Source organism: Streptomyces sp. NBC_00252 (assembly GCF_036187565.1).
Lineage (GTDB): Bacteria > Actinomycetota > Actinomycetes > Streptomycetales > Streptomycetaceae > Streptomyces.
This window is the reverse complement of the sequence record NZ_CP108087.1, coordinates 592,258-615,604: the sequence shown is the minus strand read 5'-3', so window position 1 is coordinate 615,604 and position 23,347 is coordinate 592,258. Positions and strand designations below refer to the sequence as shown.

The 23,347-nt window shown below is 70.3% G+C and carries 19 protein-coding genes; 7 read left to right on the top strand and 12 right to left on the bottom strand.

What is annotated here, in order from left to right; translation table 11 throughout:
• Window positions 1-18: 18 nt before the first annotated feature.
• Window positions 19-1,779 (bottom strand): sensor histidine kinase, encoded by a 1,761-nt coding sequence (locus tag OHT77_RS02585; protein WP_328826279.1) that lies wholly within the window; start codon window positions 1,777-1,779, stop codon window positions 19-21.
• A 459-nt stretch (window positions 1,780-2,238) separates the two neighbouring features.
• Between OHT77_RS02585 and OHT77_RS02580 the strand changes: the two genes are divergently transcribed.
• On the top strand, window positions 2,239-4,875 hold the full coding sequence (locus OHT77_RS02580; RefSeq protein WP_328826278.1) for an alpha-L-rhamnosidase-related protein: 2,637 nt from the start codon (window positions 2,239-2,241) through the stop codon (window positions 4,873-4,875).
• 208 nt (window positions 4,876-5,083) lie between these two features.
• Window positions 5,084-6,346, top strand: coding sequence for an MFS transporter (locus OHT77_RS02575; RefSeq protein WP_266778931.1), 1,263 nt, complete (start codon window positions 5,084-5,086; stop codon window positions 6,344-6,346).
• On the opposite strand, the gene OHT77_RS02570 is transcribed toward OHT77_RS02575, so the two are convergent.
• From OHT77_RS02570 to OHT77_RS02560, 3 genes are all read right to left on the bottom strand, one after another.
• The gene (locus OHT77_RS02570; RefSeq protein ID WP_328826277.1) at window positions 6,288-7,586 is read right to left on the bottom strand and encodes an acyltransferase family protein; all 1,299 of its coding nucleotides are present in this window, start codon (window positions 7,584-7,586) and stop codon (window positions 6,288-6,290) included. The genes OHT77_RS02575 and OHT77_RS02570 overlap by 59 nt on opposite strands.
• A gap of 146 nt (window positions 7,587-7,732) precedes the next feature.
• The gene (locus OHT77_RS02565; RefSeq protein WP_328826276.1) at window positions 7,733-9,454 is read right to left on the bottom strand and encodes an MFS transporter; all 1,722 of its coding nucleotides are present in this window, start codon (window positions 9,452-9,454) and stop codon (window positions 7,733-7,735) included.
• Window positions 9,455-9,496: 42 nt separating this feature from the next.
• Window positions 9,497-9,955: a MarR family winged helix-turn-helix transcriptional regulator gene (locus OHT77_RS02560; RefSeq protein ID WP_328826275.1), complete on the bottom strand. Its 459-nt coding sequence runs from the start codon at window positions 9,953-9,955 to the stop codon at window positions 9,497-9,499.
• 131 nt (window positions 9,956-10,086) lie between these two features.
• Between OHT77_RS02560 and OHT77_RS02555 the strand changes: the two genes are divergently transcribed.
• Both OHT77_RS02555 and OHT77_RS02550 read left to right on the top strand, forming a co-directional pair.
• The gene (locus tag OHT77_RS02555; protein ID WP_328826274.1) at window positions 10,087-10,656 is read left to right on the top strand and encodes an RNA polymerase sigma factor; all 570 of its coding nucleotides are present in this window, start codon (window positions 10,087-10,089) and stop codon (window positions 10,654-10,656) included.
• Complete coding sequence (locus tag OHT77_RS02550) at window positions 10,653-11,276, top strand: hypothetical protein (RefSeq protein WP_328826272.1); 624 nt, start codon at window positions 10,653-10,655, stop codon at window positions 11,274-11,276. Before OHT77_RS02555 ends, OHT77_RS02550 begins: the two co-directional genes overlap by 4 nt.
• Before the next feature lie 10 nt (window positions 11,277-11,286).
• On the opposite strand, the gene OHT77_RS02545 is transcribed toward OHT77_RS02550, so the two are convergent.
• The 7 genes from OHT77_RS02545 to OHT77_RS02515 form a co-directional block, all read right to left on the bottom strand.
• Entirely contained in the window at window positions 11,287-12,138 is an 852-nt protein-coding gene (locus OHT77_RS02545; RefSeq protein ID WP_328826271.1) for a PaaX family transcriptional regulator, read from the bottom strand.
• 12 nt (window positions 12,139-12,150) lie between these two features.
• Window positions 12,151-12,588 carry an acyl-CoA thioesterase gene (locus OHT77_RS02540; protein WP_328826269.1) on the bottom strand — a complete coding sequence of 146 codons (438 nt, stop codon included), beginning with the start codon at window positions 12,586-12,588 and terminating at the stop codon, window positions 12,151-12,153.
• Window positions 12,585-15,005: a bifunctional salicylyl-CoA 5-hydroxylase/oxidoreductase gene (locus tag OHT77_RS02535; protein WP_328826268.1), complete on the bottom strand. Its 2,421-nt coding sequence runs from the start codon at window positions 15,003-15,005 to the stop codon at window positions 12,585-12,587. The genes OHT77_RS02540 and OHT77_RS02535 overlap by 4 nt, the downstream gene beginning before the upstream one ends.
• Complete coding sequence (locus OHT77_RS02530; protein ID WP_328826267.1) at window positions 15,002-16,666, bottom strand: AMP-binding protein; 1,665 nt, start codon at window positions 16,664-16,666, stop codon at window positions 15,002-15,004. Before OHT77_RS02530 ends, OHT77_RS02535 begins: the two co-directional genes overlap by 4 nt.
• Before the next feature lie 61 nt (window positions 16,667-16,727).
• Complete coding sequence (locus OHT77_RS02525; RefSeq protein WP_328826266.1) at window positions 16,728-17,660, bottom strand: acyl-CoA thioesterase; 933 nt, start codon at window positions 17,658-17,660, stop codon at window positions 16,728-16,730.
• A complete protein-coding gene (locus OHT77_RS02520) occupies window positions 17,657-18,142 on the bottom strand; it encodes a cupin domain-containing protein (RefSeq protein WP_328826265.1) in 486 nt (161 codons plus the stop codon). The genes OHT77_RS02525 and OHT77_RS02520 overlap by 4 nt, the downstream gene beginning before the upstream one ends.
• 2 nt (window positions 18,143-18,144) lie before the next feature.
• The gene (locus tag OHT77_RS02515; protein WP_328826264.1) at window positions 18,145-18,969 is read right to left on the bottom strand and encodes a fumarylacetoacetate hydrolase family protein; all 825 of its coding nucleotides are present in this window, start codon (window positions 18,967-18,969) and stop codon (window positions 18,145-18,147) included.
• Between the two features lie 280 nt (window positions 18,970-19,249).
• Here OHT77_RS02515 and OHT77_RS02510 point away from each other — a divergent pair, with 280 nt between their 5' ends.
• The gene (locus tag OHT77_RS02510) at window positions 19,250-19,684 is read left to right on the top strand and encodes a RidA family protein (RefSeq protein WP_328826263.1); all 435 of its coding nucleotides are present in this window, start codon (window positions 19,250-19,252) and stop codon (window positions 19,682-19,684) included.
• Between the two features lie 330 nt (window positions 19,685-20,014).
• Here the strand turns inward: OHT77_RS02510 and OHT77_RS02505 are convergent, their stop codons facing one another.
• The gene (locus tag OHT77_RS02505; protein ID WP_328826262.1) at window positions 20,015-20,704 is read right to left on the bottom strand and encodes a hypothetical protein; all 690 of its coding nucleotides are present in this window, start codon (window positions 20,702-20,704) and stop codon (window positions 20,015-20,017) included.
• 404 nt (window positions 20,705-21,108) lie between these two features.
• Between OHT77_RS02505 and OHT77_RS02500 the strand changes: the two genes are divergently transcribed.
• Complete coding sequence (locus OHT77_RS02500; RefSeq protein ID WP_328826261.1) at window positions 21,109-22,314, top strand: glycosyltransferase; 1,206 nt, start codon at window positions 21,109-21,111, stop codon at window positions 22,312-22,314.
• Between the two features lie 91 nt (window positions 22,315-22,405).
• Window positions 22,406-22,819: a signal peptidase I gene (locus tag OHT77_RS02495; protein ID WP_328826260.1), complete on the top strand. Its 414-nt coding sequence runs from the start codon at window positions 22,406-22,408 to the stop codon at window positions 22,817-22,819.
• Window positions 22,820-23,347 lie beyond the last annotated feature (528 nt).

The window sequence follows — 23,347 nt, the reverse complement described above, 5'->3', positions numbered from 1 at the left end:
GCGGCGGGCGGCCCAAGACTACGACTTGGTCGCGAAGGCCCGCTTCTCGATCAGTCTGCCGTCCTTGAAACAGAAGCGGAAGGCAGGCATGTCCCCTCCCTTGGTCGGCCAGTTCTTCGTGGAGAGATACGACGAGCAGCTCGCCCCTCGCGGTTCGGCCGGCGCCGCGTCCTTCAGGGCCGGGCCCAGGAACGACTTCCCGTGCGGCAGTTTGTCCCGTACGGCCGTCTCGGAGTCCCCGACCTTCACCGACTCGTAGACCTTCGGATCGAGCATGATCTTGTCGCCCTCCTTGCCCACGAGGTTGACGATCAGTACGACGGCGAGCACCCCGAGCACCACGAAGGCCAGCACGGCGCTGCCGCAGCCGATCATGAAACCCTTCTTCTTGCGTCCCATGGCGATGTCGAACTCCTTCTGCCTGTCCGGCGCGCCGGACCAGTCGATGTCCGCATCACCATCGCCCGGCACCGCCCCCTCGCTCTGCCCCCGGAAGTCGCTCGCCGCATCGACGAAGGTCGCTTCCTCCGGCTCCGGGCTCGCGGGCCATGGGCCGCTCTGCGCCGCGCGCGGCGACCGGGAGGCGTACGGCAGCACGCCCGCGACACGGAACCCGCCATCCGTCGCGGGACCCGCGTGCACCATGCCGCCGACCAGCCGGGCCCGTTCCTGCAGCCCCGTCAGCCCCTGCCCGCCGCTCACCACGGGCCGTCGTACCGCTGAAGTCAGCACAGGTACCGGCCCGTTGGCGACCTCGACGACCAACGAGTCGGGCTCATAGCGCAGTTCGACGGCAATCGACGCTCCCTGCGCGTGCTTGAGGGCGTTGGTCAGCGCCTCCTGGACGATCCGGAACGCGGCGTGGTCGGCGGCCGGAGCCAGCGGCCGTGGCCGCCCCGTACGCCGCAGCGCCACGACCGTCCGCGCGCCCCGGGACGCCTCCACCAGCCCGTCGATGCCTGCCACGCCCCGGGACTGGGGCTGCAACTCGCCCTCGTGGTCCCGCTGTTGATCGGGCGTGCCGTCGCGCAGGATGCCGACCGCCTCGCGCAGTTCGTGCATCGCGGACACCGACGCCTCCCGCAGCACGCCCACCACCTCGCGCTGGCCGCCCGTGAGGTCACGGTCGACCTCCAGCGCGCCGGTGTGGACGGCGATGAGGGCGAGTTGGTGGCCGAGGCTGTCGTGCATGTCCTGCGCTATGCGCTGGCGCTCCCGCAGGCGCGCGTGGGAGGCGATGATCTCGCGTTCGCGCAGCAGTTGGGCGTTGTGTTCGTGCAACGCGCTGATCAGCGTGCGGCGTTGGGCGCGGTTGCGGCTGGCGAGGGCGGGCACGACCGCCGTCACCAGGAACGAGAGCGTGATGAACACCAGCGTCTGCACGGCGGACAGCGGCTGTGTCGGGTTGGGGACGGACAGCCCGACGTAGAGGAGGTAGGTGGCCGCGAACCACCCGAGGGCACGTCGTGTCGTCTCGATCCGCGCGCCCGCCGACCAGCTGACCACGATCAGCACCAGGCCGAACCCCCCGAGCACACCGGAGACCGCGCCGGTGGCGAGCAGGGCGGCGACGGGGAAGACACGCCGCAGCAGGGAGATCACCGCGGCGGCGAGCCCCGTGGCGACCATCTGCAGCGGGCCCTTGCTCCACTGGGTCATGGCCATGCACAGAGCCAGGACGACGGCCAGCGTCGCCTCGCCCGCCAGCTGCCGCCGGGACCACATGCGTATCGTGGCCAGGCGGTTCCGGGCATCGAGGGCCATCATCTTCACGTCCACGCGCCAACGGTAGACACCATCGGCGACACGCACAGCATCCGTTCGTCGCGCCCACGAACAACCAAAGTCGTACGGTCCCGATCGCACGCGGACCCGCGCCCGCGTTCTTCCCGTGCCGGTCAGCCGTCGTTCTTGACCCCGCGCTCGGTCAGACAGTGGGGCCGGCAGGAGGGTCACGCCCGACGCGACGAGGGTCAGCAAAGGACCGGCAACGCCCCGGCGGGGGAGAGGGAGGGAGGAGGGCACGGCGTCAACGTGCCGTCCGCGTACGAAGATCCTGTCGGCGATCCATCAGCTTCCCGTGGGGCCGTCCACCCGTCGCGGGACCCCTCATTCCGGACGGAACGCATCGGGAACTACTTCTGTCCCAACGCTGTACGGGCATCCGGTGTTCGAGATAGCGTCACCACGCAGCTGCCGAGTGAAACGATTCAATCCACTGCCGCTCAAGGGGACAGCATGGCGTCGAACAACACACCGGACAAGGGCATCTCCCGTCGCGTGGCCCTGGCCGCCGCGGGCACCGCGGGACTCACGGCGGTGTCCCTCTCCACCGGACTCCCCTCGGCGGCGGCGCTCCCCGCGGCAGGAGACTCCGCTTCCGCCACCGGCAACGCGCCGCGCCGCTCCGGGGGTTGGCACCGGTACGTGCAGGGGCCGTCCTCGCGCACGGTCCGCCCGGTGCGGATCGTCACGACGACCGGGGACGTGAAGAACGCGGACGGGCTGCTGAAGCCGGGCGGGGCGAGATCCGTCCTGCGGCGCCCGCAGCCCGCTGCGGCTCCGGCCTGGCCCGCCGGCACCACGGCCGAGGCCTCGTCGGCGCACGCGGGCAACAACGGCAACGACGGGCAGCCGCGCACCTACGACGCCTCCAACGCGATCGACGGCAACCCGGACACCTTCTGGAACGACGACACGCTCGGCGTCTTCCCCGACGTCCTCACCATCACGGCACCGCAGGTCACGGACCTGCAGGGCATCACGGTGATCTCCAACAGCGACGGCGTCCCGACCGACTACACCGTCGACGTGTGGACCGACGGGGACTGGCACACCGCCGCCACGGTCACCGGCAACGACGCGGTGCAAAAGGCCGTCCCGTTCACGGCGAAGGTCAGCACCGACCGCGTCCGCATCACGGTGACGCACGCGCAGGACACCTCGCGCGGCAACTTCACCCGGATCAACGAGGTCTGGCCCGCGCCGGTCGAGCCGATACCCGTGCCGAGCGTCACCGTGGACTTCGGCAAGGTCGTCGTCGGCTACCCGCAGATCAAGTTCACCTCGGCCTCCACCAACTCCCCAGGTGTACGCGTCGCGTTCTCGGAGACCCGCCAATTCCTCACCGACCGCTCGGACTTCACCCGCTCCGACCAGGCGGGCGGCGCGGGACAGGGCACGGACCAGTTCGCCGTGCCCGCCAAGGGCGCCAACTGGACCGACCACAAAGGCTTCCAGGCCGGCGACAAGGTCTTCGCGGACGGCCTGCACGGATTCCGCTACCTCAAGATCAGCCTCGACGCGCTCGCCGCGGACAGCCCCGCCGCCCAGCCCTGGGGCACGGTCGAAATCGACTCCGTGGCACTCCAGTTCACCGCGTACGTCGGCACACCGAGCACCTACCGCGGCTGGTTCTTTTGCTCCGACGACGAGTTGAATCGTTACTGGTACGGCGCCGCGTACACCAACGAACTCGTCACCGACACCTTCCGCCAGGACGACGTCGACCCCCGCAACGCGTGGAGCGCCACGCTGGAAGGGAAGTTGGTCCTCCAGGACGGCGCCAAGCGCGACCGCGACCCGTACGTCGGCGACCTCGCCGTCTCCGCGCGCACCCTCTACCTCACCCACGACGACGCGGCGGCCGCGTCCCGCAACGTCCTGGCCGACCTCGCCGACCACCAGCGCGCCGACGGCTGGATCCCGCCGGCCTCCATCGGCAACTACACCCTGCCGCTCTTCGACTATCCGCTGTACTGGGTCACGTGCAGCTGGGACTACGTCCTCTACACCGGGGACCGGCAGTACGCGACCCGCTACTACCCCAACCTGCTGAAGGTGCTGGACACCTGGTACCCGAGCGTCACGGACGACGCCGGTCTGCTGAGCAAGGGCCTCAACGGCACCGACAACTACGGCGACTACGCCTTCCTGGGCCGCACCGGCCGCGTCACCTACTACAACGCGCTCTACGTACAAGCCCTGCAGAACGCCGCCCAGTTGGCCCGCCTGCTCGGACAGAGGGCCGACGCCGCACGCTGGAGCACCCGGGCCGACAAGGTCGCGCAGGCCGTCAACTCCCTTCTGTGGGACGCGGATGCGGGCGCCTACCTCGACTCGGGGACGGGCGCGGTACGGCACGCGCAGGACGGCAACTCCCTCGCCGTCGTCACCGGCATCGCCGACACGGCCCGCGCCGCCTCCGCGCTCGCGCATCTCGACGCGACGACGAAACGGCCGTACGGCAACGCCTTCATGGACAACGACACCCTCTTCGACCAGGCCTCCCAGCGGGTCTACGCCTTCACCTCCTACCCGGAGATCGAGGCCCGCTTCCTGAGCGGCCAGGGCGAGTCGGCGCTCGACCAGATCCGCCGCATGTACGGCTGGATGGACAAGAACGACCCCGGCATCACCCACTGGGAGGGCATCGGCCCCAACGGGTCCCTGTACGAGGACGCCTACACGAGCATGGCCCACGGCTGGTCCACCGGTGTGCTGCCGGCCCTGACCAACAACCTGCTGGGCGCCCGCCCGACCTCACCCGGATTCGCCACCTGGGAGGTACGCCCGCAGCCCGCCGGCGTCGACTGGGCTACCGGCCAACTCCCCACCCCGCACGGCCCCTTGGGCGTCGAGTGGGAGAACAGTGCCCGTGTCTTCCGGCTCACCGTCAAGGTGCCCCGGAACACCGAGGGCTCGGTCGTGCTTCCCGGTGACGCGCGCGGTCTGCGTGTGAGTGCCGGCCGGCGGACGCTGTGGGACGGGCGGCGGGCGTCGAGCCGTGACGTGAGCGTGGTGGACGGAGCGGTCACCGTGTCGGGACTCGGCGCGGGCGACCACAGCTTCGTGGCCGAGCGGCGCGGCAACTGACCTTGTCCGCCTGATGCCTTGATGCGCTCGCCTTTGGCGGGCGCATCAGGTCTAACCCTGCCAGCACGCCCCCGCCTGTGAGGACTTGGCGTGGGGCCTGTGAACAGGGTGTTCCTTTGGCTGATTGTGGCGGGTGTTTTGCCTGTCCTTGCGTTGCCCGCCCCACCGTGCGCACCTAGCGTGACCTGCGGACCGAGGGAGGGCCGGGATGCTGAACACCGTCCGGGAGCAGGCAGCGGGACTCACCAGGGATCAGCGCAACGCCTTCGTCGCCGCCTACTTGGGCTGGGCGATGGACGCCTTCGACTACTTCCTCGTCGTCCTCGTCTACAGCGAGATCGCCGACGACTTCCACGTCTCCCTCACCGACATGGCGTTCCTCACCACCGCCACCCTGGTGATGCGGCCGGTCGGCGCCCTCCTCTTCGGCCTGTGGGCCGACCGCAAGGGCCGCCGCACCCCGCTCATGGTCGACGTGGCCTTCTACTCGGTCATCGGCTTCGCCTGCGCCTTCGCCCCGAACTACACCGTGCTGCTGGTCCTGCGCCTGCTGTACGGCATCGGCATGGGCGGCGAGTGGGGTCTCGGCGCGGCGCTCGCCATGGAGAAGATCCCGGCCGACCGGCGCGGCTTCTGGTCGGGCCTGCTGCAGAGCGGTTACTCGCTGGGCTATCTGCTGGCCGCCGTGGCGTTCTTCGTCATCGAACCGGCCTTCGGCTGGCGGGGGTTGTTCGCCTTCAGCCTGGTGCCCGCCCTGGTCTCGCTGTGGGTGCGCTCCCGGGTGGAGGAGAGCGAGGTGTGGGAGAAGAGCGTCAAACTCAACCGCACCCCGGCCTACCAGGTGTTCAAGAACCCGGCCGTCCTGCGGCGGTTCGTGTACCTGGTGGCGCTGATGACCGCCTTCAACTGGATGTCGCACGGCACCCAGGACATCTACCCGACCTTCGTGAAGAAGGGCCTCGGCCTGTCCCCGGACACCGCGATCGCGATCGCCGTGGTCTACAACATCGGCGCCATCATCGGCGGCATGGTCCTCGGGGCGTACTCCGAACGGCTGGGACGCCGCCGGACGATCATGATCGCGGCGGCGGCGGGCCTGGTCGTCGTTCCGTTCTTCGTGCTGTCCACCGCCGTGGGCTGGCTGATGCTCTCGTCCTTCCTGATGCAGCTGTGCGTGCAGGGCGCGTGGGGTGTCATCCCCGCGCACCTGACCGAGATGAGCCCCGACACGATCCGCGGCTTCTATCCCGGCGTCACCTACCAGCTCGGCAACCTGATCGCCGCCCTCAACCTCCCGATCCAGGAAGCCATCGCCGAGCACCACGGCTATCCGGTGGCGATGGCGTGGACCGTGACTCCCGCACTGGCGCTGGTGATTGTGCTGAGTGCGGTCGGCAAGGAGGCCAAGGGGATCAGATTCGGCAATACGGGGACGGAGGCACCGAGCACTGCGGCGGCGGACCCGGCGTAGGACGGACGGCCGCCGCGGCGAGGTCCGCCTTCACGGCGCGGGAGGGCCGGCCGCGCCGTAGCAGAGGCCGTTCGACGAGGGCGTACGAGGCGAGGGCCGCTACGAACGTGGCCGCGAGACCTGCGGGGAGCAGGGCGTCGCCGACCACACCGAGGTCGTGCAGCAGACGGATGACGGGGTAGTGCCACAGGTACATCCCGTAGCTGAGGTTGCGTCCGATCCAGACCGGCACGGAGAGCGACAGCACGCGGGTCGGCCAGGACCGGGGGCACAGTTCCAGGGCGGCGACGACGCAGGCCGTCAGCAGGGCGGCGACGAGGAAACCGACCGTGTACCAGACGGGGTTCCACGCGCTCACCTCGGTGATCGGGATCTGCCAGGCGATCAGCCCCAGCAGCGCGAGCGCGGGCCAGCAGAGGCGTCCCGCCCAGCGGCGCAGCGTCGCGAGGCGGGGGTCGTCGGCGCGGAGCCGGGCCAGGACGAGGGCCAGCAGGGCGCCCACGAGGAGCTGGTCGGCGCGGGTGTCGGGGCCGTTGTAGATCCGGTGCGCGGCCGTCGGATCCCAGAGCATCGTCCGCCAGAGCACCGGCAGGACGCACAGCACCCCGACCCAGGCCAGCACGGCGCGGGCGGTGGCGTGCCGCAGCAGGACGAGCAGCAGGAGCGGCCAGGCGAGGTAGAACTGCTCCTCCACGCCCAGGGACCAGGTGTGGCTGAGCGGCGCGGTGAGATCCGAGTACGTCCCGGAGTTCCCGGCCCGTACGAGATTGACCACCGACCCCGCGGCCAGCGCCGCCGCGACCCAGGCCCCGCGGAACAGCGGCAGCGCGAACGACACGGACAGCAGGGCGGTCACCGCGCACATCACCAGCAGGGCCGGCATCAGCCGCTGCCACCGGCGCTTGTAGAACGACCACAGTCCGATGCCACCGGTACGGGCGTACTCGCCGACCAGGACCCGCGTGATGACGAAACCGCTGATCGTGAAGAACACGTCCACGCCGATCGAGCCGCCCGGGATCAGCTCCGGCCGCACGTGATAGACGATCACCAGCACCACGGCGACCGTCCGCAGTCCGTCGAGTCCCGTCACCCGACCGCCACCGCGCAGCACCGACGAGAAGCCCCGCCCGCCACCTCTGCCCCGTGCTCCCGACACGGGCACGAACGGCGGCGCCGCCCGTACATCAGGGCTCTGCTCCGTGACTTCGTCCGCCGTGCTCCGCTGGAGGGTGCTCATATTCGCCGCGTCTGCCCAGGTCTGCGGGGCTCACACAAATTCTCATGCTGCGCTCAGACTCGGGGGGCTCTTCGGACGGCATACGTGTGCGGCGGGCCCGAGGGTCGTCGGGCCCGCCGCGTGTCGTCGCCCGGGTGCGGTGCCGGTCAGGCCGCGCCGTCGCGCAGGGCCGGCAGGGTCGCCGAGGTCAGGGGGCGGGGTGCGGTGTCGGGGGCGACGAGGACGACCGTGCAGGTGGCCGCGTGGGTGAGGGCGGTGGTGAAGCTGCCTTCCGCGAACTGGGTGAGTGGGCCGTGCGGTGAGCGGCCCACGGCGATGGCGCGGGCGCCGGTGTCGGTGGCGTGCCGGGCCAGGACGCGGCCTGCGGCGGTGTGGTCGCCGACGGTGGTGAGGATCTGGCCGGTCGCGATGACACCCTGTCCGGCGAGGCGGTCGAGGTGGGCGGTGACGGCTGCGCGGGCCTCGTCGTGGGTCTCCGTGTCGGAGGCCTGTTCCTCGACCACGGCGGTCAGTTGGACGTGCACGACCTCCAGCGGGCTGCGCGTGTCGCGGGCGAGCCGGGCCGCGGCGTCGACGATCGCGGCGGCCCGCTCGTGCGCCGCTACGGCGACGATGACCGCAGGCGTGGTGCCCTCGGCGGCGCGGCCCACGGGGATGAGTGTCGGGCCGACGGACTCGCCCTCGCCGCCGCGCTCTTCGGCCTGCCGGAGCAGCCCGTGACCGCTGGCCAGCACCGGGACGGCGAGCAGGAAGGTGGCCGCGCCCAGGTAGAAGGGGACGCTCAGGTCGGTGGCGTCGGCGAGCTTGCCCGCCACGTACGGGGCCAGTCCGCCGCCGATGAAGCGCAGGAAGCCGTACGCGGAGGAGGCGACCGGGCGCTCCACCGGCGAGACCAGCATGACGGCCTGCGTGGTCAGGGTGTTGTTGATGCCGATGAACGCGCCGCTGACGATGACCGCCACGATGACCACGGTCGGCGTGGCGACGCCCGCCGCTATCACCGCCATCACGATGGCGAGGCCGACCAGATTGACGTAGAGGACGGGCGCCGTGCCGAACCGGGCCTGCAGACGCGGCGCGAAGAACACGCTGAACGCGGCCACGAGCAGTCCCCACCCGGTGAACACGAGACCGAGCCGGTGGGCGTCCAGCTCCATCGGGTAGGGGGCGTAGCCGAGCATCGTGAAGAAGCCCCAGTTGTAGAGCAGCGCCATGACGCCCATCGTCAGCAGACCGCGGTGGCGCAGCGCCTTCAGCGGGGCGAGGGGTGACGTGACCCGCGCGGGCTTGGGCAGGTCCGGCACGAACAGGACCGTGGCGATCAGCGCCACGGCCATGAGGACCGCGACGCCGAAGAACGGGCCGCGCCAGCTGATGCCGCCCAACTCACCGCCGAGCAGCGGCCCTACGGCGATCCCGAGGCCGAGGGCCGTCTCGTACAGGATGATCGCGCCGCCGAACCCGCCGCTGGCCGAGGCGACGATGACGGCCAGGGAGGTGGCGATGAACAGGGCGTTGCCGAGACCCCAGCCGGCGCGGAAGCCGACGATGCCGTTGATGGAACCGGAGGTGCCGGCCAGGGCGGCGAAGACCACGATGACCGCGAGACCGGTGACGAGGGTGCGCTTGGCGCCGAAGCGGCTGGAGAACCAGCCGACGAACAGCATCGCGACCGCCGTCACGATCAGATAGCTGCTGAACAGCAGGGAGACCTGGCTCGGTGTGGCGCGCAGGCTCTTGGCCAGGGCGGGCAGGATCGGGTCGACGAGCCCGATGCCCATGAACGAGATGACGCAGGCGAACGCGACGGCCCAGACAGCCTTGGGCTGCCGGAACGGGCCGGCCGCAGATCCGTTTCGTACGCTCATGTGTGCTGGTCCTCCAAGGAGTTGAAGGGGGATGCGGCGACGTCAGGCCCGGTCGTGGTGGTCCTGGATCGCACGGGCGAGGGCCGGGAGGGCGATGCGCACCGCCTGTTGTTCCGGCTCGCTCAGTTCCTCGATGAGCAGGTCGAGGGCGTGGGCGCGTTCGGCGCGCCGCTGCCGGGAGACCTCCAGGCCCGCTTCGGTCGCCTCCACGAGGACGCCCCGGCCGTCGCTGCTGTCCGCGGTGCGCCGCACCAGGTCAGCGCGCTCCAGCCGGGTGACGAGCTGCGTCATGTTCGGCTGGGAGGCGCCCTCGGCCCTGGCCAGGTCGGTCAGGCGGCACGGGCCCTCACGGCCGAGCCGCCCGAGCACGGCGGAGGCGGCCATGCTCAGCCCTCCGGTGACGGCGCTCTGGCGGACGTAACGGACCATCCGCTCGACGGCGATGATCAGCTCCTCCGGCGAGGTCTCGGGGAGCGCCGGTTCCATAACCCGCTTATGCATAACGCCATTATGTACTTAGATGTAGCTTGAAACAAGATCTCGGCGTGGATCGTGTGTGCGACCAACCGCCGTGCCCGCGCCGGACGCTGAAAGGAACCGGCCGCTGCCGGACAGTACGGGGTGTGGAATCCATGACGGAACAGGAGGCGCGCCGGATGCGGCGGGCGCGCTTCGAAGGACTGGCGCACCTGGTGGTGGAACCGCTGCACCGGTATCTGCTGCGCCGCACGAGCGCCGACCTGGTCGAGGACGTCCTGTCGGAGACGATGCTCGTGCTGTGGCGCCGGATCGACGATGTGCCAGGGCTCGGCACGGACCCGTTGCCGGACCCCGCTGACGTACTGCCGTGGTGCTACGGCGTGGCGCGCGGGTGTCTCGCGAACGCGCGCCGGGCCGACGGGCGCAGGCTCCGGCTGGTGGAGCGGCTGATCCGGACCCAGGAGGACGCGCCGGCGGCCGACGCCGATCACAGCGAGCTGCATGCCGCGCTCGACGCCCTCGGGGCACTGGACCGCGAGGTGGTGCGGCTGTGGGCGTGGGAGGGGCTGGCGCCCCGGCAGATCGCGGAGGCGACCGGGCTGACCGCGAACGCGGTGAGTATCCGGCTCCACCGGGCGAAGGCACGACTCGCCGCACAGCTGGAGCGAAAGGATGCCGGACGGCCCGGACACAAAAGGGACGAAGGAAGGAGCAGTCAGTGAATGACGACGAGTTGCTGGCCCGGCTGAAGTCCGCGGACCCGGCACGGACCCGCCTTGCTCCGCCACCCGACATCGACCGCCTTGTGGAGGCCACCTTGAACACCGACACCGCACTTCAGTCGGCGACCGCAGCCGTCGCCGCGACCACCGCGGGATGGGGACGCCGTCATCTCGTCGGACTCGCGGCGGCCGGCGCACTGCTCGTACTCGGCGGCGGCGTCGCGGGAGGAATCATGGCCAACAGCGGTGACGGCAACGGCCGTTCGGCCGCCACCAGCACCTCGGCCCCGACCGGCGCGCTACGGCTCACCGCGCAGGGCGGCTCCGCCAAGTGCGTGGAGCCGAGCCCCGAGACACTGGGCTCGTACCCGATCCTCTTCGCAGGCACGGTCACGTCCGTCAAGGACGCGACGGTCACGTTCCATGCCGACGAGTGGTTCAAGGGCGGCGGCGCGAAGACGGTCGTGCTCGTCTCCGACACCAAGGTGCCGGAGACGCTGACGTTCTCCGAGGGCGAGCACTACATCGTGGGCGCCAAGGACGGCGTCGTCCCGCCGTGCGGCGCGAACGGGGCCTCGCCCGAGACCATCGCCAAGTTCCGCCAGGCGTTCGGGAAGTGACCCCGCCCGCTCACGCGGGGTCGTCCAGCAGACTCCGGGCGAACTCGTGCGCCGGGTCCGCCAGCCTGGCGCGGAGCGCGGAGAAGAGGTCCGCCGCCGTCGTGCCGGACCAGGTGGCCGGGAGGAGGGCGGCGGGCAGGCCCGGGTCGAGATAGGGCAACCGGCGCCAGGCGGTCAGGACATGGACGTAGTCGACGAACGCCTCCTGCTCCGACCCCCCGGCGCCGGTCCCGGTCCATCGCGCGGCCATCGGCGTGAACTCGGCGACGAAGTCGTCGTACAGCTTCTGGAGCGCGGCCAAGTCCCACCAGCGGCCCACCAGTTGGGCCGGGTCACCGAAGGCCACATAGTCGGCGCGGAAGAGATCGACGTACTGCTCAAGGCCGTGCTGAAGCAGATGGTCGCGGGTGTCGTCGAGGGCGTGGGCCGGGGCGATCCAGACCCCGGACGAGACCGTGCCGAAGCCCAACCAGGCCAGCCGGGACCGGAGTTGGTGCCGGTGCTGGCGCTCGCTCTCCGGTACAGAGAAGACGGCGATGACCCAGCCGTCGTCGGTGACAGCGTGCCGTTCGAAGATGCGCCGGTCACCGGTCTCCAGGACGGAACGGGCGTACGGCGAGAGCGCGTACCCCGCGCGGCCGTCCCGGCGCTCGGACACCAGGATCTCGCGCCGTTTGAGCCGGGAGATCGACGAGCGGACCGCCTGCGCGTCGACGTCCAGCTCGGCGAGCAGCCGGATCAGGGTGCTCACGCTGATCCAGCCGCCGACCTCGCGCGCGTAGAGGCCGTACACCGTCACGATCAGGGATCGCGGCGGGGCGGGCTGGCCCGGGCTGTCGTCTTCGAGCTCGCTTGCCGTCACGATCGTAGTATTTCAGTGCGCATGCCCGGCATCCGATCCCGCCCGGCCGCCCAGCGCCGCACGCCAGGCGGCGGGCCAGGGCGCGCTGCCGCCCTTCTCCTTGTCGGGGACGTGCACGGTGACGTAACTGCCCCGGGCGGCACGACAGTTCGGCCCGCCGTCCGCGGCGGTCCGCCACACCTCGAAGCCGAAGGTCATCGAGGAGCGGCCGAGGCGGATCAGCTCGACTCGGGTCTCGACCTCCTCGCCGAACCTGACCGACGCCTCGAACTCCACCTCGTACCGCACCCTCGGCGCCACCGGGAAGTAGCCCGGGATGTCGTAAGCGCGCATCAGCTCGGCCTCCGCCGCCTCGGCGAACCGGACGACGGTGGTGTTGTGGTAGATCCCGGCCGCGCCGGTGTCGATCCACTCGACACGGGTCCGATGGACGGCGCAGGGCCCGCTCATTCCGCCGCCCGGCCCGGGGTCCACCGCAGATGGACGGCGTCCTTCGGGGTCTCCCGCAGCAGCGCGAGCCGCGGCCGGACCGCGTCGGTCCGCGAGGTCGGCGGCTTGCGCCGCCCGGCCGCGAACTGCGCCGGCCAGTCGGCCCCCGCCCCCCGGTACTCCTGCTCGGCCGCCGCCTGCAGCGTCCACTGCGGGTTGTACAGGTGCGTACGACCCAGCGCGCACAGATCGGCCCGCCCGGCGAGCAGGATCGAGTTGACGTCGTCGTACGACGAGATCGCTCCTACGGCGATCACGGCCGCGCCCGCCGGAGCGGCCACCTCGTGCCGGATGCGGTCGGCGAACGGGGTCTGGTACGAGCGGCCGTACGCCGGCTTCTCGTCCTGGGTGACCTGGCCGGACGACACGTCGACAGCTGCCGCGCCGTGCGTGACGAACGCCCGCGCGATCTCCACCGCGTCGTGCTCGGTGTTCCCGTCCGGGACCCAGTCGGTGGCCGAGATCCGGACCGTCACCGGCCGGTCGGCGGGGAACGCGGACCGTACGGCGTCGAAGACCTCCAGCGGGAAACGCAGCCGGTTCACCAGGTCGCCGCCGTACTCGTCGGTGCGGTGGTTGGCGATGGGGGAGAGGAACGAGGAGAGCAAGTAGCCGTGGGCGGCGTGCACTTCGAGCAGGTCGAAGCCCGCGTCGGCGCCGCGCCGGGCGGCGGCCACGAAGTCGGCGACCACCGCGTCCATGTCGGCCCGGGTCATCTCGCGCGGCTGATGGCAGCCCGTGCCGTACGGCAGCGGGGACGGACCCATGACCTCCCAGTTGCCCTCGGTGAGGGGCTCGTCAATGCCCTCCCACATCAGGCGGGTTGAGCCCTTGCGGCCCGAATGGCCCAGCTGGAGACCGATCTTGGCGGTGCTGCGCCCGTGCACGAAATCGGTGACCCGGGTCCACGCGTCGCGCTGCGTGTCGTTCCACAGGCCCGTGCAGCCCGGGGTGATGCGGGCCTCGGGGGAGACGCACACCATCTCGGTCATGACCAGGCCGGCTCCGCCGAGCGCCTTGGAACCGAGGTGGACGACGTGGAAGTCGTCCGGGACTCCGTCGACGGCGGAGTACATGTCCATCGGGGAGACGATGATCCGGTTCTTCAGTTCCAGGCCGCCGATGCTGAACGGCTGGAACATCGCCGGGACGGACGGGGCGGGTTCGGCCTCGGGCCGGCCATGGCTTCGGCTCTGGCTCTGGCGCCGGTTCTGGTTCTGGGCTTCGGCGAAGCCGCGCTCGATCAGGTCGGCGAAGCCCGGGTCGCGGTCCTTGAGGTTGTCGAAGGTGATCCGGCGCGAGCGCGTGAGGAGGTTGAAGCAGAACTGCGCCGGGTCCTGGTCGGCGTAGCGGCCGATGTTCTCGAACCACTCCAGCGAGGCCTGGGCGGCGCGCTGCGTGGACTCCACCACCGGGCGGCGCTCGGTCTCGTACGCCGTCAACGCCTCGTCCACGCCGATGTGTTCGTGCAGACACGCGGCCAGCGCGAGGGCGTCCTCCATGGCCAGCTTGGTGCCGGAGCCGATGGAGAAGTGCGCGGTGTGGGCCGCGTCGCCGAGCAGGACCACGTTGTGGTGGTGCCAGCGTTCGTTGCGGACCGTCGTGAAGTTCAGCCAACGGGAGTTGTTCGTAAGGAGGTTGTGCCCGGCGAGTTCCCCGGCGAAGATCTCGCGGATCCGGGCCACCGACCGCTCGTCGCTGACACCGGGCGCGAACTGCGTGCCCTCCGTCGCGTCGAGGCCCGCCGCGCGCCACACGTCCTCGGCCATCTCCACGATGAACGTCGAACCCGAGTCGGAGAAGGGGTAGCCATGGATCTGCATGGTCCCGAACTCGGTCTGCTTGACGAGGAATTGGAACGCCTCGAAGACCCGGTCGGTGCCCAGCCACATGTACTTGTTCGTCCGCTGGTCCAGGGAGGGCACGAACGCGTCGGCGTACTTGGTGCGCACCGCCGAGTTGATGCCGTCCGCGGCGACCACGAGGTCGTAGGACGCGCGGAGTTCGTCCACGTCCGGGGCGAGGGTGCGGTAGTGCACGGCGACACCGAGTTCGGCGGCCCGCTCCTGGAGGATGTGCAGCAGGTCCTTGCGGGCCATCGCCGCGAAACCCTGGCCGCCGACGGTGAAGGGGTGCCCGTCGAACTCGATGTCGATGTCCGTCCAGCGGGCGAACCGGCTCTCCATCGCGTCGTGCACGACGGTGTCCGCGTTCTCGATCCCGCCCAGGGTCTCGTCGGAGAAGACCACGCCGAAGCCGAAGGTGTCGTCGGGGGCGTTGCGCTCCCACACGGTGATCTCGTGCGCGGAATCGAGCTGCTTCATCAGCGCGGCGAGGTACAGCCCACCAGGCCCGCCGCCCACGATCGCGATCCTCATGCCTGGTTCTCCTTCTCGCTCTCGACGAGCCGACGCAGCAGGAAGTGCTGAAGCTTTCCGCTGGTGTTGCGGGGCAGCGCCTCACAGAAGCGCACCGCCCGTGGGTACTTGTACGGCGCGAGCTGCGCCTTCACGTGGTCCTGGATGTCCTTGGCCTTGGCGTCGTCACCGACGACTCCCTCGACCAGGACGACGAACGCGCAGACGACGGAGCCGCGTTCGGGGTCGGGCTTGGCGACCACCGCGGACTCGACGACGTCCGGGTGGGTGTTGATCGCGGACTCGACCTCGGGACCGCCGATGTTGTAGCCGGAGGACACGATCATGTTGTCCGTGCGGGTGCGGTAGTAGAAGTAGCCGTCCTCGTCGCGCACGAAGGTGTCCCCGGTGACGTTCCAGCCGCCCACGACGTAGTTCTCCTGGCGCCTGTCGTCGAGGTAACGGCAGCCGACCGGGCCGATCACGGCGAGCCGACCCTCCACACCGGGGCCGACCTCCTCGCCGTCGAGATCGAGAATGGTGGCCCGGTAACCGGGGACCGGGCGTCCCGTCGAGCCGGGCCGGATGTCGTCACCGGCGGCGGAGATGAAGATGTGGATCATCTCCGTGGCGCCGATGCCGTCGATGACCTTGATGCCGGTCTCCGCGCGGAGCTGCTCCCACACCTCCTCCGGTATGTGCTCTCCGGCGCTCACCGCACCGCGCAGACCGTGCAGCCGGTCCGCCTTCCCGGCCTTGAGGATCTGCCGGTACGCCGTCGGCGCGGTCGCCAGCACGGTGACCCCCGCCTCGGCGACCAGCTCCGCGAGCGGCTCCGGCGCGACGGCCTCCGTGAGCAGCGCGCACGCACCGGCCCGCAGGGCGCAGACGACGAGGATGCCGAGGCCGAACGTGAACGCGAGCGGGGCCGTGCACGACACCAGATCGTCCGGCCGCAGACGGAGCGTGTGCCGGCCGAAGGTGTTGTCGATGGACAGGATGTCGCGGTGGAAGTGCGTGGTGATCTTCGGTACGCCGGTGCTCCCCGAGGTCGGTCCGAAGAGGGCCACGTCGTCGGCGGCGGTGTCGACGGCGGTGAACTCCCCTGATTTCGACTCCACTTGGCGCGTCAGGTCGTCGGCCGCGTCACCGCCGTACGCCACGATCCTGAGGTCCGGCAGGACGTCGTCGCGTACGGCCTCCACGTCCGCCGTGAACCGGTGGTCGACCAGGGCGACGGCCGGGCGGGTCTTCTCCACGACAGGGGTGAGTTCACGGGCCCGCAGCGCCGCCATGGTGGTGACGACGATGCCCCCGGCCTTGAGGACGCCGAGCCAACACGCCACGACCCAAGGGTTGTTGGGGGAGCGGAGCAGCACCCGGTTGCCGGGGACCAGGGCGAGGTCCTCGGTGAGAACCTGGGCGATCTGGTTGGCACGGCGGAGGAGTTCGCCGTAGGTCCACATCTCGCCCTCAGGCGTGCGCAGGGCCGGGCGGTCGGGACCGAACGCGGCGGTGGGGACGTCGATCAACTCGGCGCCGGCGTTGAGGCGTTCGGGGTAGCGGAGCTCGTCGGTGGTGAACTCCAGGACCGGCCACTGGGCCCGCGGCGGAAGGTGGTCGCGGGCGAACGTGTCCGGATAGGCGGAGGGCGAGAGACCCATCTGGTCCAGCTGGTCCATCGGGAGGTTCCTTTCCGCAGGCCGGGGGCGGGCCGTGCAGGGATCAGGAGCTGCGTGGGAGTCAAGAGCTGCGGATCAGGCCTTCCTGGACGACCGTGGCCAGGTGCGTCCCGGTGGGAGTGAAGAAGCGCCCTACGGCGAGACCGCGACCGGCGTCGGCGGCGACGGCCTCCTGGGCGTAGAGGAGCCAGCCGTCCACCGGGGCGGGCCGGTGGAACCACATCGCGTGGTCGAGGCTCGCGGTGACGAGTCCCGGGAGTGCCCACGGCAGATCGAGCATCCGCAGGACGGGTTCGAGGATCGTGTAGTCGCAGACGTAGGCGAGCGCGGCGAGGTCGCGCTGCTCGTCGGTGAGGCCCTCGACGGGCCGCAGCGCGTCGAACGGCCTTACCCACACCGCCTGTTGGGGGACCCGCTCGCCCTCGACCGTGAGGTAGACGGGCCCCGGCACGTGCCGCATGTCGAAGCTGCGCCCGCCGCTCCAGTACTCCTCGGAGGCGTCGGTCATCGTGCCCCGGGGTGCGGCGGTGTCGCGCAAGTACGAGGCGGAGCTGGGCAGTTCGGTGGGATCGGGTACGCCGGCCGGGGGCTCGGCGGCAAAAGTGCCACCGGCCTCGCCCGCCGCGAAGTTGGCGAGGCAGGTGTAGACGGGCTTGCCGTTCTGGAAGCCGCGGACCTGCCGGGTCGCGTAGCCGCGGCCGTCGCGCAACAGCTCGACCTCGTAACGGACTTCGGCGCCGATGTCGACCGGCCGCAGGAAGTAGGAGTGCATCGAGTGCAGCGTCTTGCCCTCGACCGAGCGCATCGCGGCGGCCGTGGCCTGCGCGACCATGTCACCGCCGTAGGCCTTCGGCCACGGGCAGGGCTGGGTGGTCGCGGTGAAGGCGAGGTCGAAGTGCTCGGGCTCGGCAGGCGTGAGGGCGATCGCGGCGGTGAAGGCCGCCGAGGTCGGGACGGAGCGGAGGTCGGCGCCGGTGGCGCGGGAGTCGGTCACGGCCGGTCCAGCCAGTCGCGCAGGTCGGCGTCGGCCACCTCGGCGAGGTTGACCACGATGTTCTCCGGCGTACGGGTCGTCATCCAGGTCAGCGGGTTGTTGCGGTCGAGGTTGCACTCGACGTGCGGCATGAACGGCGGGACGAAGACCCAGTCGCCCTCCGCGAGGTCGAGGTAGTCCTCGAAACGCTCACCGAAATAGATCCGGGCCCGGCCCGAGAGGACATAGCCCCCGGTCTCGGCCTCGCCGTGGTGGTGCGGCACCGAGCGGTAGCCCGACTCGTTGCTCACCTTCCCGAACCACAGTTTGGTCGCCGGCGTGTGCTGCGCGGAGACGCCCGAGATCCGGGTCGCGCCCGCCGACTGACCCGTGGCGCCGACCTCCAGACCACCGCGCGTCACCACCGGGACGACCAGGCCTGACTCGCTCGCGTACGACGAGTTGTCGCCCTCTAGGACGTACTTGGAGAAATCGGGTTCCATGATCAGCTCCTGGGGTCGGTGAGACGGAAGCGGTTGCGCAGGGTGCCGATGCCGGGGATCTCCGTCTCGACGAGATCGCCGTCGGCGAGGAAGACCGGCGGGGTCATGCCCGAGCCCACGCCGCCGGGGGTGCCGGTGAGGACGAGGTCGCCGGGGCGCAGGACGGTGAAGGTGGATACGTAGGCGAGCAGGTCGGCGGCGTCGAAGACCAGCGTGCGCGTGTTTCCGCGCTGTCGCTCGACGCCGTCGATCCGGCAGATCACCTCGACGCCCGCGACCGGGTCGAGCTCGTCGGGCGTGACGACCACCGGGCCGAGCGGGGTGGTGCGGTCCCAGGCCTTGCCCTGGAACCACTGCAGGGTGCGCTTCTGCCAGTCGCGCACGCTGATGTCGTTGGCGACCGTGTAGCCGGCGATGGCCCGTTCGGCCGTGTGCCGGTCCGCGTCCCGGATCTCGGTGCCGACCACGACCGCCAGCTCCGCCTCCCAGTCCACGTCGACGCTGGGCGGGAGGACCAGGTCGTCCTCGGGGCCGGTCAGGGTGTCGGCGAACTTGGCGAAGAGGGTCGGGTGGGCCGGCAGTTCGCGGCCCATCTCGGTTATGTGGTCGGCGTAGTTGAGTCCGCAGCAGACGACCTTGCGCGGCGAGGGCAGCGGCAACACGGGGGTGGCGCCCGGCAGTTCGGCCCCGGCGAGGTCCGGGATGCGGTCGGCCGCCGTGGTCGTGAGCAGCGCGGAGAGGTCGTCGGCCGGCAGCGCCCGCCAGCGGTCACCGTCGAGGACGGCGGCCGTGGTGCGGCCTCCGTGGGCCACGGTGGCGAGCTTCATGGGTGGTCTCCCTCGGGGTGGGGGCGGACTGTGCCAACCGGAGTGGGCGGGCGGGCTGCGGCGGTGGCTGGACTGCGCGAGTGGCTGAGCTGCGGCGGGTGGCCGGGCTGCGTTATAGCGAGATTTTCACGACCGTCGAAAACAGTCAATAGATGAGTTACGCTGGCCGCGTCAGCCAGTCCGGTCCACTTGATCCACCCGGTCCGCCTGAGCCGCTGACCGCTGATCCGCCCGCCAGATCCCTCCGGTCCGCCCGACCCACCCCGAGGAGCACCCAGCCATGACTCCCATCCCGGTGAACCCGCCCTCGCTCCCCGCCCCGAGCGGCTACTCGCACGGCACCCTCAGCGGCAACACCCTCTACTTGGGCGGGCAGACGGCCCTGGACGCGGACATGCGGATCGTCCCCGGCGGCATCGTCGAGCAGTTCCGGCAGGCGTTCGGCAACGTGCTCACCACGCTGCGGGCGGCCGGCGGCATCCCCGAGGATCTGGTGAGCCTGACGATCTACCTCACCGATATCCCCGACTACCAGGCCCACGGCAAGGAGATCGGCAAGGTCTGGCGCGAGCTCGCGGGCCCGGTCTACCCGGCGATGGCCGGCATCGGCACGACCGCGCTGTGGCAGCCGGAGGCGATGATCGAGATCCTGGGCGTGGCGGTCATCCCGGACGAGCGACTCGTCCAGGTGGGTGGGGACGCCCCCAGGGCATGACGGATCGCCGCGGCCGTCGCGAAGGACCCTGGTGATCGCCGAACGCGGTGGTGGAGTTGGTCAGGCTGGTCCGGCCGGGAGTGCGATCACCTCGCGCGGGCCTATCGGGGCTGGTACGACCTGCTGACTACTGGGAGAACCGGTGGCGGCGGTCCTGCGCACGGGTCGCTGCTGCGCCCGCGCGGGCGACGTCCTCCGGCGCGCATGCCGCCGAAGCCGGCGGACACCGGTCATTGGCCGGGCAGGAACCCCCGCGACTGCGAACGGCGCGTCGATGCTTCGGGCGGCCAGGTCCCAGACCCCCGCACGAGTTCCTCGCTGTCCCGGGAGTCAGGCCATGGTGGTGTTGTAGTTGACGATTCGTTCCACGAGGAGGGCGACCGCACCGGTCAGTGGGCTCTCCGCCCCTTTGCTCGCGACGTCGGGCAGCCGGTGTGCCTCCTTCTCGGTGACTGCCACCATGCCCCAGAACGCGTTGTACCCCGACGGATCCGACGGCTTGTCGGTGGCCGCCCGGACCGTCAAGATGCCGTCCCCCTCGACCACGGCCAGCGCGCCCATCTGCCGGAGGGTGTCGGGATCCCGCTCCTCGGCGGCCACGACGCTCCAACCCGTGAGCTCTGTCTGCCGAAAGGCGCCAAGGAGACTGCCGGCACTGCCCGCGCCGGAGACAACGATGTCGGGCAGGACAAGGGCCACCGGCCCCTGCGTCATCGGCAGGGCGGACCGGATCGCGCCGTCGAGATCTGGCTCGAGCGAATGGTCCTGGTAGACGAAGACCATCTGAAAGGTGTCGGCGTACCGCGCGAGATAGCTCACTGTGTCCAGCTTGTGCGCTCCGAACACCACGACCAGGCGCACGGTGAGTCCGCTCTTGGCCAGCTCGACAACGGTCTCCAGGCTGCGGTCCAGCACAGTGACCCCGGGAGCCAGACAGTGCAGCTCCTTCGAGTACGGCGCCCCGAAACGCGTCGCGAATCCGGCGCAGGGCAAGATGATCGAAACGTCGGGTATGGGCACGGACGAACTATGCATTGAGTGGCCCTCAGCTTGTGTCGACGATCGGGAACCTTGCGCACTTCGCCGGTGAACGGTGATCGACGACATTGTCCCCAAGGTGCCCCGTGGGTATTCGCCGCTGCCGACGAAGAACGGAGTCGGCCCCGAGGCAGGCGAGTTGGCCCATTAGCCCATCCAAGTCCGTTGCGGGGAAGCCGACTTGCGTGTGCACCCGGGCGACGGTGAGGCGCGTGGATCACGGTGCCCCGGTGTTCGAGGACCACTGCCGCGTTCAGGATCATGCGACGTACACTGCTGCCGCCGCACCCGCTGACACCGAACCCTCGCCGTCGGCGAGGACCTCGTGGAGACCGGGCGGGCACGGGCCGAAACGTACGGGAAGACCGAACGAAAGAGGACGCCGAATGCGGGTGCTGTTGTCCACGTATGGGACGCGGGGCGATGTCGAACCGCTGGTGGCACTCGCGGTACGGCTGCGGGAACTCGGCGTGGAGGTGCGCATGTGCGCGCCGCCCGACGAGGAGTTCGCGCAGCGGCTGGCAGGTCTCGGGGTGCGACTGATACCGGTCGGGCCGCCGGTGCGGGCGCTGATGAGCGGGACGAAGCTGCCGTCGGCGGAGGAACTGGCCCGGTACCGGGACGAGATGCTCGACGCACAGTTCGAGATCTTCCCCGCGGCGCTCGACGGATGTGACGCGCTGGTGGCGGCGGGCCTGGCGCAGATCGCCGCGCGGTCCGTGGCCGAGGCGGCGGGCGTCCGCTACGTGTACACGAGCTACTCGGCGGTCAATCTGCCGTCGCCGTACCACGCGCCGCCACCCCGGCCGGGCTGGCCGGAGCCGGAGGCGCACGACAATCCGACGCTGTGGGAGCTGGACGCCCGCAGCGTGAACGCGCAGTTCGCCGAGCCGCTCAACGGCCACCGGGCTACCCTCGGTCTGCCACCCGTGGACAACGTCCGTGACCACGTCTTCACCGACCGGCCCTGGCTTGCGGCGGACCCGGTCCTGGGACCCTGGCGGAAGACCCCGGGACTCGACGTGACCCAGACGGGTGCGTGGACGCTGCCGGACGAACGCCCGCTGCCGGCCGACCTGTTGACGTTCCTGGACGCGGGCGCACCGCCGGTCTACGTGGGTTTCGGCAGCATTCGCCCGTCCCCGGACATCGCCCGCAGGGCCGTCGAGGCGATCCGCGCACAGGACCACCGCGTACTCGTCTCACGCGGCTGGGCGGACCTGGACCTGGGCGACGACCGGGACGACTGCCTCGCCATCGGCGAGGTCAGCCATCAGAGTCTGTTCGGGAGGGTGGCCGCGGTGGTCCACCACGGCGGTGCGGGCACGACGCTGACGGCCGCCCGGGCGGGTGCGCCGCAGGTGGTCGTACCTCTCCAACTGGCGGACAACCCCTACTGGGCCGGTCAGGTGGCACAGCTGGAACTTGGGGCGGCACTGGACAGTCCGACGCCGACGGCCGAGTCCCTGAGCGTCGCGTTCAAGACGGCCCTGGCACCTGAGACACGGGCTCGGGCCAAGGCCGTGGGCGGCAGGATCCGCAGCGACGGAGCGGCGGTGGCCGCGCATCTGCTGGTCGACGCCATCCGGTGAGCGGGAATGCGGCGGGAACTCCGGCGGGCGTGCGCGTAGGCGCTCGGCACCCTGTCTGCGCCGCGATGGCCGACTGCTAGCGTTCCGGCGCATGGAAGACGGCGTGTACGTGGGTAATGCGGGCAAAGACGCGGCACTTGACCGGGGGTGGCTGCTCGGGCACTTCAAGGAGGAAGGCACTCCTCTCCACAGCGACGCTGTGGAGGTCAAATGGGGCGTACACCCGCGTGGCGAACAGCGAGCGCAGTGGGTGAAGGGGGAAGTGCGCGCAGCTCTCCTGGTCCTGATCTCAGGTCGCTTCCGTATGGAGTTCCCCGGTCGAAGCGTGCTGTTGGAAGAACAGGGCGACTATGTCGTCTGGGGCCAGGGAGTGGATCACTCCTGGACCGCGGAGGACGACTCCGTGGTACTGACCCTGCGCTGGCCTTCTGTGCCCGGATACGCCGTCCCGCAGGAGGAAGAGCGGACGAATTCGCAAGGCCGCGCAGCGCCCGGCGCCCCCTGACGGGGTCGGGTCCGCCGGAAGATGAGGCATTCTTTGCCCGTAATGGCGTTTCGTCGAACTCCGGGGGAAACGTGTGAGGTTGTGGAACCATTGTTTCGATATGGGAGTTTCGTGGGACTCTTTTTCGGTGTGGGTGTTCTGTGAGGTGTCGCGGAATGTTGAGCATTGACATGTCCTGAGCCTGTGATCGATGATTACGGCTGTGTCACGGAGTTCCGGAAGGGAATCCGGGAGGACAGGAAAAAGACGTGACCAGGTAATTGGCCAGTAATTTCGAGAATCGAATTATCTAATCCCCTGACCGTCATAGGCCACTTCGCAGCGTGGACCCGCCCCTGTCAACCACCTGACGTGTCGTCCCGTCCCGAGGTGACGGTTCCGCGGTGACGATGCCGCGCGTATCCCGGCCGTCGGCCCGCGCCCGCCCCCACCACAACGCCCGCCCGACGGCGAGCACACCTCTTCAGGACCTACGGCAGTCCGGCGATCCCGGCTGCCCGCGCCCGATGTCACCCCGCCCCACACCGA

Excerpts from the sequence above, each read along its gene's own strand:
- OHT77_RS02535 (WP_328826268.1), bottom strand. The coding sequence starts at position 15,005 with ATGAGGATCGCGATCGTGGGCGGCGGGCCTGGTGGGCTGTACCTCGCC.
- OHT77_RS02560 (WP_328826275.1), bottom strand. The coding sequence starts at position 9,955 with ATGCATAAGCGGGTTATGGAACCGGCGCTCCCCGAGACCTCGCCGGAG.
- OHT77_RS02530 (WP_328826267.1), bottom strand. The coding sequence starts at position 16,666 with ATGGACCAGCTGGACCAGATGGGTCTCTCGCCCTCCGCCTATCCGGAC.
- OHT77_RS02575 (WP_266778931.1), top strand. The coding sequence starts at position 5,084 with ATGCTGAACACCGTCCGGGAGCAGGCAGCGGGACTCACCAGGGATCAG.
- OHT77_RS02515 (WP_328826264.1), bottom strand. The coding sequence starts at position 18,969 with ATGAAGCTCGCCACCGTGGCCCACGGAGGCCGCACCACGGCCGCCGTC.
- OHT77_RS02540 (WP_328826269.1), bottom strand. The coding sequence starts at position 12,588 with ATGAGCGGGCCCTGCGCCGTCCATCGGACCCGTGTCGAGTGGATCGAC.
- OHT77_RS02555 (WP_328826274.1), top strand. The coding sequence starts at position 10,087 with ATGACGGAACAGGAGGCGCGCCGGATGCGGCGGGCGCGCTTCGAAGGA.
- OHT77_RS02565 (WP_328826276.1), bottom strand. The coding sequence starts at position 9,454 with ATGAGCGTACGAAACGGATCTGCGGCCGGCCCGTTCCGGCAGCCCAAG.
- OHT77_RS02520 (WP_328826265.1), bottom strand. The coding sequence starts at position 18,142 with ATGGAACCCGATTTCTCCAAGTACGTCCTAGAGGGCGACAACTCGTCG.
- OHT77_RS02500 (WP_328826261.1), top strand. The coding sequence starts at position 21,109 with ATGCGGGTGCTGTTGTCCACGTATGGGACGCGGGGCGATGTCGAACCG.
- OHT77_RS02510 (WP_328826263.1), top strand. The coding sequence starts at position 19,250 with ATGACTCCCATCCCGGTGAACCCGCCCTCGCTCCCCGCCCCGAGCGGC.
- OHT77_RS02570 (WP_328826277.1), bottom strand. The coding sequence starts at position 7,586 with ATGAGCACCCTCCAGCGGAGCACGGCGGACGAAGTCACGGAGCAGAGC.
- OHT77_RS02495 (WP_328826260.1), top strand. The coding sequence starts at position 22,406 with ATGGAAGACGGCGTGTACGTGGGTAATGCGGGCAAAGACGCGGCACTT.
- OHT77_RS02580 (WP_328826278.1), top strand. The coding sequence starts at position 2,239 with ATGGCGTCGAACAACACACCGGACAAGGGCATCTCCCGTCGCGTGGCC.